A 14,753-nucleotide genomic window follows, 5' to 3' on the forward strand; every position below is an offset into this window, starting at 1 on the left:
GGCTCAGGGACCTGTGTCGTGCGGGTCGGGCGCCCCGCGGTGGGGCCCCTTCGACGGGCTCAGGGACCTGTGTCGTGCGGGTCGGGCGCCCCGCGGTGGGGCCCCTTCGACGGGCTCAGGGACCTGGCACGGGGCTCGACCTCAACCGAGCACCTTCGCGAGGAACTCGCGGGTGCGCGGATGCCGGGGTCGCGTGAGCACCTCGTCGGGGGAACCCTGCTCGACGATGCGCCCCTGATCGAGGAACACGACGCGGTCGGCGACCTCGCGGGCGAAGCCGATCTCGTGCGTCACGATCACCAGCGTCGTGCCGAGCTTCGCCAGGTCGCGGATGACGTCGAGCACCTCGCCGACGAGCTCGGGGTCGAGCGCGCTGGTCGGCTCGTCGAAGAGCAGCACCTTCGGCTGGAGGGCGAGTGCGCGGGCGATCGCGACGCGTTGCTGCTGGCCGCCCGAGAGCTGCCGCGGGTAGGCGTCGGCCTTGTGCGCGAGCCCGACCCGGTCGAGCAGGCCACGGCCGAGCGCGGTCGCGTCGTCCTTGCTCAGCCGCTTGAGAGCCAGGGGCGCCTCGGTGATGTTCTCGAGGGCTGTGAGGTGGGGGAAGAGATGGAAGTTCTGGAAGACGATCCCCACCTGGGTGCGGCGGCGCAGGACCTCGCGTTCCCGCAGCTCGTGGAGCCTGCCGTACCGCAGCTCGTAGCCGATGAACTCCCCGTCGACGGTGACCGAGCCGGCATCCACGGTCTCGAGGTGGTTGATCGTGCGCAGCAGCGTCGACTTGCCGGAGCCGCTCGGGCCGAGCAGCGCCACGACTTCGCCGGGACGCACCGTGAGGTCGATGCCCTTCAGCACCTCCGTGCCGTGGAACGATTTGTGGACGTTTCGGACCTCGACGAGTCCGCGGCGGGGGGCGATCGTGCTCATGCGGGCACCCCCTTCGCGGCGGCCGGGCCGTCGGCATCCCTCCCTCCGGGAGGGGGGTCGCCGAGTCGCGCCCACTGCGTGCGCACCCAGCGGCGGGCGCGCTGCACCGGCGTGGGCGGAAGGGCCCGGGCGGAGCCCCGGGCGTAGTGGCGCTCGACGTAGTACTGCGCGACGCTGAGGATCGTCGTGATGAGCGTGTACCAGACCACCGCGACCAGCAGCAGCGGGATCACGCGGCTGTTGCGGTTGTAGATGACCTGCACGGCGTAGAACAGCTCGGGGATGGCGATGACGAACACCACCGACGCGCCCTTGACGAGGCCGATCACCTCGTTCGTGGCGTTCGGCACGATCGATCGCATCGCCTGCGGCAGGATGATCCGGAACAGGCGACGGGATGCCGGGATGCCGAGGGCCGCAGCCGCCTCGTGCTGACCCGGGTCGACCGAGACGAGCCCTCCGCGGATGATCTCGGCGGAGTACGCGGCCTGGTGCAGGCCGAGGCCCAGGATCGCCGCGGCGAAGGCGCTGACGAGCTGCACCGTGGGGAACTCCACGATCCAGAAGTCGGTGGTGAAAGGTGTTCCGAGGCCGAGCGTCGGGTACAGGTAGCCGAGGTTGTACCAGACGATGATCTGCACGACGAGCGGCACCGACCGGAAGAACCAGATGTAGCCCCACGCGACCGCGTTCAGCAGCGGCGAGGCCGACAGGCGCCCGAGGGCCAGCAGCGTGCCGAGGGCGAATCCGACGACGGCGGAGACCGCGGTGAGTGCGAGGGTGTACCCGATACCGACGAGCACGGGCTCCGAGAGGAAGTACTCGGCGAACGTCCCCCACATGTAGCGGTCGTTCGTCACGAGGCTCCAGGCGAACTGGGCGACGACGAACAGCAGCAGGGCGCTGAGGATCCAGCGCCACCAATGGCGGGTGGGGACGACGGCGATCGTGCCGAGATCGACCGGGGCGGTCGTCCCGGCAGGCGGGGCCGTGCGGTCGGCGGGGGCCGGCGCGGTGGTGGTCATGACGTGCTCCTCGGACTCCGTTGCGGCGCGGGCGCCGGTGGGTTGCGTCACGGTACGACGGGATCGACGTCCGGATCGAGGTGCTCATTCACACGTCGCAACGGCCCGCCGCTCACGGCAACGCGGCGCCATGTGCGGTAACACGGTGGACGGCGGGCAGCGGAGTCGGATAGGTCGACACCGGCTCGGCTGATCCCGGCGCGCGCTCAGCACGACTCCTGCAGAGTGGCCCGCGAAGCGGGTTCGAGACATCGAAGACCCGGTCCTGCAGGAGGTGTGCGCCCAGGATCGTCGGGGGCGGGCGGGCGGTCGGGGACCGGGCTCAGTCGTGCACACCTCCTGCAGCGTCGTCGCTGCGACCCGGTTCCGCCGTCCCGACTCCCGGCTCGGCAGGAGTTCTGCGCGGCTGGGCTACCGCATCCCGGTTCACGCCTCCCGGAGGATCCGCGCCGTCACCCGCGTGCCGAACGCGAGCGCCTCGACGGGCACCCGCTCATCGGCCGCGTGGAACTGCCCGAACACGTCGAAATCGGCGGGCACGCGTAACGGCACGAACCCGTAGCCCCGGATGCCGAGCCGACTGAGGTGCTTGTTGTCGGTGCTCGCCGGCAGCAGGTACGGCACCACCACCCCGTCGGGGTCCTCCGCGGTGATCGCGCGCTGGAGCACGTCGACGATCGGTGCGTCGACCGGCGCCTCGATCGCGGCGATGTCGCACGCCCAGGTCACCTCGACGTCGTCGCCGACCACCGCCGCCAGTTCCGCACGAACGGCGTCGTGCTGTCCCGGGACGATCCGCACGTCGAGCGTCGCGCTCGCCGAAGCCGGGATGACGTTGGCCTTGCCGCCCGCCGCGAGCACGGTGGGCGAGGCGGTGTTGCGCTGACCCGCATCGAGGAGGGATGCCGCGAACCCGAGGTCGTCGACGTCGCCGCCGGCGCGCTCCCAGGTGCCGACGAAGCGGTCCAGCGTCGCGGTGCGCACGACGGGGAAGCGGTGCGCCCCCACCGCGGCGACGGCCTGCGCCAGTCGCACCACGGCGTTGTCGGCGGTGGGGCGCGACCCGTGCGCCGCCCGCCCGCGGGCGGTGAGGGTCGCGGTCGACACGCCCTTCTCGGCCGTGGCGACGAGGTACGCGCGGCGGCCTTCGGGCAGCGCCAGCGAGAACCCGCCGACCTCGCTGATCGCCTCGGTCGCCCCCGCGAACAGCTCGGGCCGGTTCTGCACGATCCAGCGCGCGCCCCACACGCCCCCGGCCTCCTCGTCGGCGAAGAACGCGAAGATGAGGTCCCGTCGCGGCACAATCCCGTCGCGCCGGAACGCCCGCGCGATCGCGAGCAGCATCCCGGCGAAGTCCTTCATGTCGACGGCGCCGCGGCCGTACAGCATGCCGTCGTGGATCTCGGCGCCGAACGGCGGGTGCGTCCAGTCGGCGGCATCCACCGGCACCACGTCGAGGTGCGCGTGAGCGACGAGGGCACCGGCATCCGGATCCGAACCGGCCAGGCGGGCGATCACGCTCGCCCGTCCCGGAACGGGCTCGACCAGCGTCGTGTCGTAGCCGGCGTCCTCGAGCTGCGCTTGGACGAACCGCGCCGCCCGGGTCTCACCGTCGCCGATCGTGGCGGGGTCTCCGGTGTTGACGCTGTCGATGCGGATCAGGGCGCGGATGAACTCCAGCGCCTCCGCCTCCAGGGGCGACACGGGTCAGTGCTCGTGGGGGCGGGCGTCCTCGCCGAGCTTGAACGCGAGGCGGCCGTGCGCGTATCCGCCGCCCGCGCGGATGGCGGTGGCGACCCAGGCGGCTTCGGCGAGCTCAGCCTCGGTGGCCCCGGCCTTGACCGCGTTCTGCGAGTGTCCGTCGATGCAGTAGACGCACTGCGTGGTGATGCCCACGGCGAGGGCGATCAACTCCCGGTACTTCAGCGGGATCGCGCGGCCCTCGGGGGCGAAGACGGCTTGATCGAACGCGGCGAAGGCGGCGAGGATGTCGGGCGTCTCGCTCTTGTAGACCTTCGTGTAGGTCTTGTCGGCGGTGCGGTCGAAGTAGTCGGACATGGTGCCTCCAGGTCGGAAACGGCGGGACGGATGCCAGAGCCCCACCGTAACCACCGCCCCTCGGCGGGCCGCGGGACCGCCGTCACGCGCGGTCACACGCCCGGGCGAGCCGACCTCAGTGCATGATCATGCCGCCGGTGACGTTGATCGCCTGCCCGGTGAGGTAGCCACCCGCGGCGGAGGCGAGGAAGTGGGTGACTCCCGCGACGTCCTCGGGCGCGCCGAGCCGGCCGAGGGGCGACTTCGCGCTCCACGCGCGCACGTCGTCCTCCGAGCGGGTGTCGGCTCCCATGTCGGTGAGCACGTACCCGGGGCAAACGGCGTTGACGGTGATGCCGTGGCATCCCCACTCCTGCGCCCCGGCGCGGGTGAGGGCGACGACCGCGGCTTTCGAGGCGGCGTAGTGGCCCTCGCCGCCGCCGCCCTGCTTGGCGGCCATGCTGGCGATGTTGACGATCGAGCCGCCCCGCGCCTCGAGCATGAGGGGAGCGACGGTCTGCATGGTGACGAGGGTCGCCCGCGCGTTGATGTCGAGCACGAGGTCCCAGTCGTCGACGGTGATGTCGAGGAGCGATGCGTGCTGGAACACCCCCGCGCAGTTCACGAGCACGTCGATCCCGCCGAGCGCCTCGACGGCTTCTCCGACCGCGCGTCGTGTGTCGAGGGGGTCCCGCAGGTCGACGGCGAAGAAGGAGGATGCCGCATCCTCGGCGGGGGCGCGGCGATCGAGCACCGCGACCCGGGCCCCGTCGGCGGTGAAGCGGGCGACGATGGCGGCGCCGATGCCGCCGGAGCCTCCCGTGACGATGACGCGCTGCGACATGGGGTTCCTTCCGCGGGCGTCGGGTCGCCCTGGCGGTCACCGTACGCCCAGCCGGGGACGGCACGGCGACGGTGCTGTTTCGCGGCGGTAACGCGCGTCGGAGGTGGGGGAGGCGCCGATGTTTCGGCGACGTGAAGCTTCGTCGTGACGGCGGCGACGGCGGCATCCGGCGTTCTACGCTCGGTGCGTCGTGCGACCAGCGGCACCCCGAACCCCACCGGAAGGACCCCCGTGACCGACGCCGTGCACCCGGCCATCACCGACCCCCACGTGCGCGCGCACCTCGCGCGGCTCGCCGCGCAGGCGGGGACCATCCCCTCGGGGGCGACGGATGCCGACGGCGACGACGCCGCGCGGATCGCCGAGCTGCGCGCGAACCCGTCGTGGGTGCGCCTGCCCGACGACGAGGCCCTCGAATCGATCGACCTGGATGCCGACGGCCTCGCCCTGCGCCTGTACCGTCCGCGCGGGGGCCACCGCGGGACGCTCGTCTTCGCCCACGGCGGGGGCTGGGTCGCCGGCGACCTCGACAACAACGACGCGCTGTGCCGCGCCCTCGCCCTCACGACCGGAACTCAGGTGCTCAGCGTCGACTATCGGCTGGCGCCCGAGCATCCCTTCCCGGCCGGGCTCGACGACCTGGAGAGCGCGTTGCGCTTCGCGGCCGACGGCGCGGGAGGGCTGGTCGACCCCGCGCTGCTCGGTGTCGCCGGCCACAGCGCGGGCGGCAACCTCGCCGCCGCCTTGGCCCTGCGCGCGCGGGAGGGCCGGGCTCCCGGCATCCGGGTACAGGTGCTGCTCTGCCCCGTGCTCGACGCCCCCGATCCCGACCGTTCGAGCTACCGCGCGCACACCGAGAACCTGCCGCTGACGGCGAAGGGCATGCAGTGGTACTGGCGGCTGTACGTGCAGGATGCCGGGGGAGGGGCGCCGGTCGAAGCGGCACCGCTGCGCGCCCCCGCCGTCGACGCAGCGGCACCGGCCGTTGTCGTCGCGGCCGAGGTCGACCCCCTGTCGGACGAGGCGGAGGAGTATTCCGACCGCCTCGCGGCATCCGGGGTCCCCGTTGCATTCGTGCGCAGGCCGGGGGTGCCGCACCTGTTCCTGGTGTTCCCGTCGACGCCTGCGCGCGACGAGGTGCTCGCGCAGATCGCGCCGGCGGTGCGGGCGGCGTTCGCCTGAGCTCTGCGCCCCCTCGTCCCACTTGTGGTGGGTCGGCGGGCGCTCCACCGGCCATTTCTGGGACATGCCCGCCAGGAGTGGGACGAGCCCCCTCCGCAAAACCCCCGCCACCGGCCCGGAACACCGCGGAAACACGCCATTGTTACCGTCATCAACATGTCGCTCCTGGTCACGAACGCACGCCTCATCACGGTCCCCGCGGGCACCGACGACCCCGGCTACATCGAGCGCGGGTACATGCTCGTCCGCGACGGGCGCATCGCCGCGATCGGCGCGGGCGACCCCGATCCGGAGGTCACGGCCGACGAGATCCTCGACGTCGACGGCAAGTTCGTCGCCCCCGGCTTCGTGTCGTCTCACAGCCACCTGTTCACGAGCGGCTCGCGCGGCCTCGGCGTCGACCAGACGCTCTACGGCTGGTGCACCTCGATGTTCAGCGTGCTCAACAACGCCTCCCCCGACCAGATCTACTGGGCGACGCTGCACGGCTCGCTCGACTTCCTCGCCAACGGCGTGACCACCGCCTACAACTTCACCGACCCGCTGCTGCCCTGGGAGCCGATGGTGGAGGGCAAGCGCGCCGACGGCGGCGGCATCCTCCGCGATCACGCCTGGCACACCCGACAGGCCGACGGATGCCACGACGCGGGGCTCCGCTTCGTCGACTCCACCGCGCTCGATGCGACGGTCGGCACCGACGATGAGATCTTCGCCCGGTTCGAGGCCTCCCTCGATCACGTCCTGGCGATGGACCCCGACATCGCGCTCGGCGCCTCGATCATGGGGCAGGTGCAGTGGTCGACGCGGCCGGACGCCGCCGAGATCGAGGTCGCGGTCATGGACCGCTTCGGCGTCACCAACCAGGCGCACTTCCTCGAGACGTACGAGGCGATCGAGCACCAGCAGACGAAGTTCCAGCTGTACAAGAACGCGGGAGCGCTCCGCCCCGGCATGATGTTCGGCCACTTCATCCAGACGACGCCGGAGATCATCGCGGATGCCGCGGCCGGCGGCGCATCGATGTCGTGGCAGCCGGCATCCAATGGGCGTCTGGCGTCCGGGATCGCGCACGTGCCCGAGATGCTGGAGCAGGGCATGAAGGTCGGCATGGGCCTCGACGACCAGGCCTGCACCGACGTCGCCGACCCGTGGCAGAACATGCGCATGGGCATGTTCATGCAGCGCGCCCGCACCCACGACCCGCTGTCGATGATGCCCGAGCGCGTGCTGCGCCTGCACACCCTGGGCGGTGCCGAGATCATGGGCGTCGACGATCGCGTCGGCAGCCTCGAGGTCGGCAAGTTCGCCGACTTCGTGGTGGTCGACCCGCGTCTGCCCGACGTCGGACCGCTCTGGAACCCCGTGCGCAGCTACGTCCTCGCGTGCGGCCTGCGGAACCTGAAGCAGGTGTACGTCGGCGGGAAGCTCGTGAACGACAACGGCGTCTCGACGAACCCCCTCGCCGCCGAGGCGACGCACGTGCTGCACACCGAACTGCCCGCGCTGGCGGAGGAGTTCGGCGTCATCCTGTGATCGCCGGGTCTCCCAGGGTTTCAGCGGGCCGTGAGCTCGTCGAGTAGCCGGCGTCCCTCGGGCCATCCGCCGAGATCGCTCGCCGAGTTCAGGTGGCCGCGGCCGTCGATGACACGCAGATCGCTGCGCCAGCCCGAGGCGAGATGCTTCGCGGCCGGCACCCGGGGCCGAGGTGGGCCGCCGCGTCGGTCTGTCGCAACCCGCGGCCAGCGCACGCATCGCCCGGCTCGAACGGGCGGGCGTGATCGCCGGGTACCGCGCCGTCGTCGATGCGGCCGCCGTCGGGCTGAACATCCGCGCCGTGGTGCGCTTGCGCACCACCCACGCACATCTGGCGTCCGCACTCGAACTGGCGTCCCAGACGGTCGAGGTCACCTCCACTCTTCGCGTCACCGGGGAGGACTGCCTGCTCCTCGACATCCACTGCGTCGACGCGGGCCGATTGGAGCGGATCGTCGACTCCCTCGCCCGCTTCGGTCCTGTCACGACGTCGCTGGTGTTGCGCGAGTACGCGCCTCATCCGCTCGTGCCGTCGGATGCGATGTCGGGGGTGCGATCGCCGACGCGGTGAGACACCTGAGTGACATCTCTGCACTGCTGAGCACCTCGGCCGTCACCGCCGCCCCACCCGCAGTAACGCCTCACCCGTCGCGGCGATCCCCGCAGCCAGCGCGAGCGACACCGCGATCGTGACGAGCGCCGCGGCGGGGCCCGTGGCATCCAGAGCCGCTCCGGCGATCACGCCGCCGATGGGCACGCCGAGCGACATCGCGGCGGTCGGGTAGGCGAGCGTCTCGGTCACCCGTCCCTCGGGAGCACGCGCCGATGCGACCAGGATGCCGGACACCATCACCGGCGACACCGCGAGCCCGAGCAGCAGGATGACGCCGAACAGCACCGGCACGGAGCCCTGCGCGAACGGCAGCCCCACGGCGACGACCGCCGCCAGCGCGGCGAAGCCGACGTAGCGGGCGGCGGGGGAGAGCGCCCACGAGCGCGCACCCGTGATGACGGACCCGATCGCGATGGCCACCGCGAGGGCGCTGAAGGCGGGCCCGGCGAGCCAGGGCCGGTCGCCGACGTCAGCCCAGCCGACGAGGCTCACGTCGAACGCGCCGAAGACGCCGCCGAGCGCGATGCAGGCCAGGGCGATCGGCACGACGCCCGCGGGCGGGAGGACGACCCCGCGACGGGTCCCCTGCGGCTGCGGGGCCGGCTGCGTCGCGCGTTGGGCGGCGAGCCACACGCCACCGACCACCCCGAGCCCGAGCGAGCCCAGCATCGCCACCGCGGGATCGACGGCGGCGGCCACCGCGGTGATCGCGGGCGGACCGGCGATGAACACCATCTGGTCGGCGATCGTCTCGAGGGCGAGCGCCGGGGTGCGCTGCGCGGGCGGCGCGAGCACGGTCCACCGCGCGCGCACGGCCGACGTCAGGTCGGGGGTGGTCGCTCCCGTGGCGAACGCCGCCACGAGCCATGTCCAGAACGGTGCGCCCGCCAGCACCAGGGCGAGGAGCCCGGATGCCGCGAACACCAGGCATCCGAGCGACACCAGGATGACGCGGGCCTGGCCGTGTCGGTCCATGCGCGACGACCACAGCGGAGCCGCCACGGCCATGCCGCCCACGAGAGGGGCCACGACGAGCCCGGCGGAGGCGAAGCTCCCGGTCGCGGCGGAGACGAGCAGGATGATGCCGAGCGACAGGGTCGCCCGCGGGAAGCGGGCGAGGATGCCGGCGGCGACGAAGCTGCGGGCACCCGGCAGGCGCAGCACCTGGCCGTAGGCGCGGACGCCGGTGGCCGGGGCGGCGGCGACGCTCACGCGCGCACCTCCCGAGGCGCGGCATCGGGCAACCTGTCGCGGCCGCGCGCTGCACAAGTCCTGCAGGGCGAGCCCTCCGAGCCGTTCTCGGCGCGGAGTCGTCGGATCTGCAGGGGTCGTGCGCGCCTCGAGCGACTCACGCCGTGTAGTCGAATCTGCTGATCTCCTCGAGCGCCTCGACGACGAACGACACGCTGTCCTCGAACAGTTGGGCGCCGTGCGCGGCGTTCGCCCCCGTCGGGTCGCCGAGCACGCCGGTGGGGCCGAAGTCGTTCGACAGCCACCCGAAGGTCACGGGCTTGCCGTTGAAGCCGATGTGGCGGAAGTCGCCGATGTGCGCGGGCACGGTCGCTTCGAATTTCGACGCGTCCACCAGCTCCGGGCGCAGGTGCATGATCATGCTCGTCTCGCCGTGCCCGGCGTGGATGCCGGTGCCGTGCTCGTCCGGGCCCCCGTCGCTGCCGTCGAACGAGGGCACGCGGGCGGCGGGCATGAAGAACGTGCGCAGACCGAAGCGGCGACGCAGCTCGCGATTCGCGACGTTGAGCAGGGCGACGTTGCCGCCGTGGCCGTTGAGGAACACGAGCGTGCGCGCGCGGGTCGTGAGGATCGAGCGGCCGATGTCGACGATCGTCTGCAGCATCGTCTCGGGCGTGAGCCACAGCGTCCCGGGCGCCCACGAGTGCTCGTCCGACTTCGTGATCGACAGCGTCGGCAGCTGCCAGACGTCCAGGCCCTGCGCGGCGGCGCGCGCGACGGCGGCCGTCGCGGACGCCTCGGCCACGATGGCATCCGTCGCCAGGGGCAGGTGCGGGCCGTGATGCTCGATCGCACCGGTGGGGAGCACGAGGATCGAGTCCTCGGTGAGGGCCTCGGCGGCGGCGGAACCGCTCAGCTCGGCGAGAAGACGGGTCATGAGATGATCGCTCCCTTGCGCGCGCCGGTGTAGTCGGGGTTGAGCTTGCCGGGGTTCAGCAGGCCGTTCGGGTCGGTGACGCGCGCGGTCTCGACCGTCTGCTCGACGTTGAAATCGACGTTCCACTGGTGCGGGTTGTGCACGCCGACGCCGATGGCGTTGAGCGCGGCGATGCCGCGGTAGACGTCCTCCTCGCTGACGTACGGGGCGGCCAGCATGCCGATGGGGAACGCCTTGGTCGACTCGACGTGCAGGTGCGAGCCCGGGAAGACGGCCTCGACCGCCTCGACGTCGTCGGCCAGCGGAGCGCCCGCGACCTCGAGGTGGAACACCTCGTGCGGCTGACTCTTCTGGTACCACTCGATCGGGTGGTTGTAGCTGAGCATCGACAGCCGGATGCTGGCCTGCGGCCCCTCGCGCACGGCCTCGACGCGGCCGCCGGCGCCCTCGACGATCGCGGTGACGGCGTCGATCTGCCCGGCATCCAGGATCACTCGAAGACTCGACCGCCCCTCGGGGATCGCGTCGTCGGCGGGGAGGGATGCCGAGATCTCCGGCCCGTCGCCCGAGACCAGGCGCGGCGAGGGGTCGAGGGTGCCGATGGTCTGCACCACCGACAGCGTCCCGGCGAAGTCGGGGAAGCTCGCCCAGAGGCCCCGCCACTCGCGCAGCGGCTCGAGGCGGACGGTCGCGCGGACGATGACCCCGGCGGTGCCGTAGTTGTGCACGTACTTCTGGGCCTCGTCGCCCTCGACGTGGATGATGTCGGCGCTGCCGTCGGCGTGCACGACGTCGAGGGCCGCCACGAAGCCGCGGTCGTTCGAGCCGTACGCGATCGAGCCGGTGCCGCCGGAGCCGCCGGAGAGGAATCCGCCGATGGTGGACTGCGCGGTCGAGGGGTACATCCACAGCGCCTGGCCCGAGGCCCACGCGGCCTGCTCGAGCAGCACCATCGGCGTTCCCGCCTCGGCGGTGATGTAGCCGTCGCCGACCTCCACGATGGCCTTGGCGCGCGTGGTGTCGATGACGAGGCCGCCCTGCATCGGGATGGCCTGTCCGTAGTTGCCGGTGCCCTTGCCGCGCACGGTGATCGCGACGCCGTGACGGGATGCCGCGGCCACGGCCGTGGCGATCTGCTCGGCGTCGGCGGCGAACACGACCAGGTCGGCGAGGCCGAGGGGGAGTTTCGCGGCGATGATCGGCGACATCGGCGAGCCGTCGACGCTGGCGCGCTCGCGCACGCGCGGTTCGGTGCTGACGGCTGCGGGGCCGAGCAGGTCGAGCAGTTCGTCCTCGAGGGAGAGGACGCGGGTGGCGGTGTCGCTCATGGGTGTTTCTCCGGGTGGAACGGGTGGGGGGTCGGGCGGAGGTGGCTGGGCCTCGAAGTCACCGGTGGTGCGGTGGCGGAGCGGAGGTGGCTGAGCCTGTCGACGCCACCGGGCCGCACCGGACGACCCGGCCCGCGCGAGGCGGACCGGGTCGCGGCGGTCAGAACGAGATCGAGGTGTCGATGAACTCGTTCGTGTAGAGGTCGGCCGGGGTGTAGCCCGACGCCGGCGGGGTGCCGAGGTCGGTGTAGACCTTGCCGGCCTTGTCGAAGAAGTCCGCGAAGCGGTCGTCGTCGAAGTTGCCGTAGGTGGAGTCGGGGCCGTCGCCGACGAGGCCGAGGTCGACCTGCGTCTTGACCGAGTAGTCCGCCACGCCCTGCGTGTACGTCCAGCCGGTGGCGTACTCGTCGACGAGCTTCAGGATGAGGTCGTTGGCCGCGGACGGGTCCTCGTAGTACGCGACACCGGCCTTCTGCAGCACGGGCACGAGCTTGGAGAGGCAGGGCGAGAGCTCGTCGAACTTATCGGCCTTCACCGACACCGACGACTGGTAGGTCTGCCATCCGGCGTCGTGGATCAGGGCGAAGTCGACGGGCTTGCCCCACGCCGAGACCTCGTTCTGGTAGACGTACGGCTCGGCCGAGGCGAAGCCCTGCTGCATGTCCTTGCCGCCGGCGGCGACGAAGTTCGAGGGCGTGCCGTCGTACGAGCCGTCGAGGATCGAGGCGTCGGCGAGACCCGCGCTCTTCAGGTACTCGATGTAGGCCGACCCGTCGAAGTACCGCCACACGCCGCCGTTCGCGGACAGGGCGCCCTTGACGTCGTCGATCGTCTTGACGTCGGGGTAGGTCTCCGGGTCCCACATGACCATGGTCGGGCTGATGTCCAGCGGCGCGAAGACGGCCTTGGTGGGGGTGGTCGAGGAGAGCTGGATCGCCTCGTCGGTGCTGATGTAGCCGAGGGTGATCGCGTCGTCCTGGTACATCTGCGCCGACACGGTCTGGAAGCCGATGGCGGGGCCGCCGGCGCGGATCTCGAGGTTGACGCCGGTGTACTCGCCGTCCGACATGAGGGGACCGGTGACCGCCTTGGTGTTGGCGTCGATCTCGTAGTCGTCCTTGATCATCTCGTAGAGGTGACCGTGCTCGGCCTCGGGGTTCCAGTCGGTCTGGACGACGATCGTCGAGGGGCAGTCGGCCGAGAGGTCGACCGAGCCGATCTCCATGTCGGAGGAGGCGGCCGGGGCGCTCTCCGCCGCGCTGCCGGCGCAGGAGGTGAGGGTCAGGGCGATCGCGACGGCGCCGGTGACGGCGGTGCCGCGGAGAAGGGTGGAGCGCTGCATGCTGGTTCGCTTTCTGTGACGTCGGTGGAGCTCGGGTGCGGGTTTTCGGGTACGCCGGATGCCGCCTCCCGCACGTGCGTGCGGGAGGGGCGGTGCTGTGGCATCCGGGGTCTAGAGGGCGCTTTCGTACCAGCGGCCGACGGCCACCTTCGACAGCCAGCCGAAGAACGCGAAGATCGCGACACCGAGCAGGCAGGCCGCGAGGATGGCGGCGAACAGCTCGGCGCTCTGCAGGCGCGACTGGTAGTTGGCGATGAGCGAGCCGATGCCCGGCTCGCCGCGGCGGAAGAAGTAGTCGCCGACGATCGCGCCGATCACCGACAGTCCCGCCGAGGTGCGCATGCCCACGAAGATCGAGGGGAGGGCGGCGGGGAGGGTGAGCTTGGTGAGCACCGTCCACTTGTTCGCCTTCTGCAGGCGGAACAGCTCGCGCTGCGACTTGTCGACCGACTGCAGGCCGAACAGCGTGTTCGACACCATCGGGAACAGGGCGATGAGCACGCACACGATCACGCGGGCGGTGAACTCGTAGCCGAACCAGAAGCCGACCAGCGGCACGAGCGCGAGGATCGGGATGCACTGCAGCATCACGGCGTAGGCGTACGTCGACCGCTCGACCCATCGCGCGAGCGACATCGCGATGGCCCAGCCGATGCCGAGGATCATCGCCACCGCGAGGCCGGTGAGGGCGACGCCGGTCGTGCGGAACAGGGCGATCCAGATATCGGCGCCGACCTGCGGGTCGAAGAACCCGAGCGTGAACATCTCGTGCGGCATCGGCATGAGGAAGCCCTTGCCCGACGCGGCCAGCGCGATCGACACGGCGTACCAGCCGCCGAGCAGCACGACGAGCACGGCGAGCGGGGGTCCGATGACGGCGGCGCGCGACCCGAAGCCCCGACGGCGCGGGACCGTGCGGGTGCGGGGCGGCTCGATCGGGGGAGTGGATGCCGGGGGTACGGTCGCCTGGTCGACGACCGGCTCAGCGGAGGTGGTGCTCATGAGTGTCCTTCCCGGAGGGCGTGGGAGACCTCGCCGACGAGCTTCGCGAACTCGGCGGTGTAGCGGATCTCGGGGTCGCGCGGCATGTCGAAGGGGACCTCGAAGGTGTCGACGAGGTGGCCGGGGCGTCCCGACATCACCACGACCTTCGTGGAGAGGTAGATGGCCTCCGAGACCGAGTGGGTGATGAAGAGCCCGCCGAACTTCTGCTCGACGAAGATCTTGATGAGTTCGTCGTTCAGGCGTTCGCGGGTGATCTCGTCGAGCGCACCGAAGGGCTCGTCGAAGAGGAACAGCTCGGGGTCGAGCGTCAGGGAGCGGGCGAGGGAGGCGCGCATCTTCATGCCGCCCGACATCTGCTTGGGCAGGTGCTTCTCGAAGCCCTTGAGGCCGACGAGGTCGATCGCCCACTGGGCCTTCGGGGTGCGCACGCGCTTGGGCTGCCAGTTCAGCTCGGCGAGCAGCTCGACGTTGGCCTGCACGTCGCGCCAGGGCAGCAGGGTCGCGTCCTGGAAGACGTAGCCGATGCGGTCGGTGTTGACGGTCGCGGTGCCCTCGCTCGCGGACTCGAGACCGGATGCGATGCGCAGGAGCGTCGACTTGCCGCAGCCCGAGGGGCCGACGACGCTGACGAACTCGCCGCGTTCGACGGTGAGGTCGACGCCCGAGAGGGCGGTGGTGCCGTTGGGGAACGTCATGGCGACGTTGCGGAAGTCCAGGATCGGCGCGGTGGGATCCGCGACGGATGCCGGGGCGGGGGAGGCCAGGGTCACGGGACGCTCGCTTTCCGTTGGG

At 71.5% G+C, this 14,753-nt stretch carries 15 protein-coding genes and 1 pseudogene; 4 read left to right on the plus strand and 12 right to left on the minus strand.

Annotation, left to right across the window (positions count from 1 at the left end; translation table 11 throughout):
- Positions 1-141: 141 nt before the first annotated feature.
- The 5 genes from B0B15_RS03285 to B0B15_RS03305 all read right to left on the minus strand — a co-directional run bounded on the left by B0B15_RS03285 (position 142) and on the right by B0B15_RS03305 (position 4,830).
- A complete protein-coding gene (locus B0B15_RS03285) occupies positions 142-924 on the minus strand; it encodes an amino acid ABC transporter ATP-binding protein (RefSeq protein WP_076673269.1) in 783 nt (260 codons plus the stop codon).
- Positions 921-1,949: an amino acid ABC transporter permease gene (locus B0B15_RS03290; RefSeq protein WP_076675120.1), complete on the minus strand. Its 1,029-nt coding sequence runs from the start codon at positions 1,947-1,949 to the stop codon at positions 921-923. The genes B0B15_RS03285 and B0B15_RS03290 overlap by 4 nt, the downstream gene beginning before the upstream one ends.
- 426 nt (positions 1,950-2,375) lie before the next feature.
- A complete protein-coding gene (locus tag B0B15_RS03295; RefSeq protein WP_076673270.1) occupies positions 2,376-3,653 on the minus strand; it encodes a M20/M25/M40 family metallo-hydrolase in 1,278 nt (425 codons plus the stop codon).
- Positions 3,654-3,656: 3 nt separating this feature from the next.
- Positions 3,657-4,007, minus strand: coding sequence for a carboxymuconolactone decarboxylase family protein (locus B0B15_RS03300; RefSeq protein ID WP_076673271.1), 351 nt, complete (start codon positions 4,005-4,007; stop codon positions 3,657-3,659).
- A gap of 115 nt (positions 4,008-4,122) precedes the next feature.
- Positions 4,123-4,830, minus strand: coding sequence for an SDR family NAD(P)-dependent oxidoreductase (locus B0B15_RS03305; protein ID WP_076673272.1), 708 nt, complete (start codon positions 4,828-4,830; stop codon positions 4,123-4,125).
- Between the two features lie 231 nt (positions 4,831-5,061).
- On the opposite strand from B0B15_RS03305, the gene B0B15_RS03310 reads away from it, so the two are divergent.
- Entirely contained in the window at positions 5,062-6,012 is a 951-nt protein-coding gene (locus B0B15_RS03310) for an alpha/beta hydrolase (protein ID WP_076673273.1), read from the plus strand.
- Between the two features lie 156 nt (positions 6,013-6,168).
- Positions 6,169-7,545, plus strand: a complete 1,377-nt coding sequence (locus B0B15_RS03315; protein ID WP_076673274.1) for an amidohydrolase family protein — start codon at positions 6,169-6,171, stop codon at positions 7,543-7,545.
- Between the two features lie 20 nt (positions 7,546-7,565).
- Here B0B15_RS03315 and B0B15_RS16910 read toward each other — a convergent pair whose 3' ends face one another.
- Entirely contained in the window at positions 7,566-7,706 is a 141-nt protein-coding gene (locus B0B15_RS16910; protein WP_218123533.1) for an alpha/beta hydrolase, read from the minus strand.
- A gap of 11 nt (positions 7,707-7,717) precedes the next feature.
- Here B0B15_RS16910 and B0B15_RS16740 point away from each other — a divergent pair.
- Positions 7,718-7,780: pseudogene (locus B0B15_RS16740) on the plus strand (Lrp/AsnC family transcriptional regulator); the annotation flags it as partial.
- 6 nt (positions 7,781-7,786) lie between these two features.
- Positions 7,787-8,116 (plus strand): Lrp/AsnC family transcriptional regulator, encoded by a 330-nt coding sequence (locus tag B0B15_RS16150; protein WP_256334252.1) that lies wholly within the window; start codon positions 7,787-7,789, stop codon positions 8,114-8,116.
- A gap of 42 nt (positions 8,117-8,158) precedes the next feature.
- Here B0B15_RS16150 and B0B15_RS03330 read toward each other — a convergent pair whose 3' ends face one another.
- The 6 genes from B0B15_RS03330 to B0B15_RS03355 all read right to left on the minus strand — a co-directional run bounded on the left by B0B15_RS03330 (position 8,159) and on the right by B0B15_RS03355 (position 14,731).
- Positions 8,159-9,370 (minus strand): MFS transporter, encoded by a 1,212-nt coding sequence (locus B0B15_RS03330; RefSeq protein WP_076673275.1) that lies wholly within the window; start codon positions 9,368-9,370, stop codon positions 8,159-8,161.
- A 136-nt stretch (positions 9,371-9,506) separates the two neighbouring features.
- Entirely contained in the window at positions 9,507-10,286 is a 780-nt protein-coding gene (locus tag B0B15_RS03335) for a creatininase family protein (RefSeq protein ID WP_076673276.1), read from the minus strand.
- Positions 10,283-11,614, minus strand: coding sequence for an FAD-binding oxidoreductase (locus B0B15_RS03340; RefSeq protein ID WP_076673277.1), 1,332 nt, complete (start codon positions 11,612-11,614; stop codon positions 10,283-10,285). Before B0B15_RS03340 ends, B0B15_RS03335 begins: the two co-directional genes overlap by 4 nt.
- A 160-nt stretch (positions 11,615-11,774) precedes the next feature.
- Positions 11,775-12,956 carry a nitrate ABC transporter substrate-binding protein gene (locus tag B0B15_RS03345; protein WP_076673278.1) on the minus strand — a complete coding sequence of 394 codons (1,182 nt, stop codon included), beginning with the start codon at positions 12,954-12,956 and terminating at the stop codon, positions 11,775-11,777.
- Positions 12,957-13,067: 111 nt separating this feature from the next.
- A complete protein-coding gene (locus B0B15_RS03350; protein ID WP_076673279.1) occupies positions 13,068-13,958 on the minus strand; it encodes an ABC transporter permease in 891 nt (296 codons plus the stop codon).
- Positions 13,955-14,731, minus strand: coding sequence for an ABC transporter ATP-binding protein (locus tag B0B15_RS03355; protein WP_167494159.1), 777 nt, complete (start codon positions 14,729-14,731; stop codon positions 13,955-13,957). Before B0B15_RS03355 ends, B0B15_RS03350 begins: the two co-directional genes overlap by 4 nt.
- Positions 14,732-14,753: the final 22 nt, after the last annotated feature.

This window comes from Microbacterium sp. RU1D (assembly GCF_900156435.1).
In the GTDB taxonomy this organism is placed as follows: Bacteria; Actinomycetota; Actinomycetes; order Actinomycetales; family Microbacteriaceae; genus Microbacterium.

Bases quoted from the DNA above. Each gene is read 5' to 3' on its own strand.
- B0B15_RS03285 (WP_076673269.1), bottom strand. From the start codon at position 924: ATGAGCACGATCGCCCCCCGCCGCGGACTCGTCGAGGTCCGAAACGTC.
- B0B15_RS03305 (WP_076673272.1), bottom strand. From the start codon at position 4,830: ATGTCGCAGCGCGTCATCGTCACGGGAGGCTCCGGCGGCATCGGCGCC.
- B0B15_RS03315 (WP_076673274.1), top strand. From the start codon at position 6,169: ATGTCGCTCCTGGTCACGAACGCACGCCTCATCACGGTCCCCGCGGGC.
- B0B15_RS03340 (WP_076673277.1), bottom strand. From the start codon at position 11,614: ATGAGCGACACCGCCACCCGCGTCCTCTCCCTCGAGGACGAACTGCTC.
- B0B15_RS03335 (WP_076673276.1), bottom strand. From the start codon at position 10,286: ATGACCCGTCTTCTCGCCGAGCTGAGCGGTTCCGCCGCCGCCGAGGCC.
- B0B15_RS03300 (WP_076673271.1), bottom strand. From the start codon at position 4,007: ATGTCCGACTACTTCGACCGCACCGCCGACAAGACCTACACGAAGGTC.
- B0B15_RS03345 (WP_076673278.1), bottom strand. From the start codon at position 12,956: ATGCAGCGCTCCACCCTTCTCCGCGGCACCGCCGTCACCGGCGCCGTC.
- B0B15_RS03350 (WP_076673279.1), bottom strand. From the start codon at position 13,958: ATGAGCACCACCTCCGCTGAGCCGGTCGTCGACCAGGCGACCGTACCC.
- B0B15_RS03290 (WP_076675120.1), bottom strand. From the start codon at position 1,949: ATGACCACCACCGCGCCGGCCCCCGCCGACCGCACGGCCCCGCCTGCC.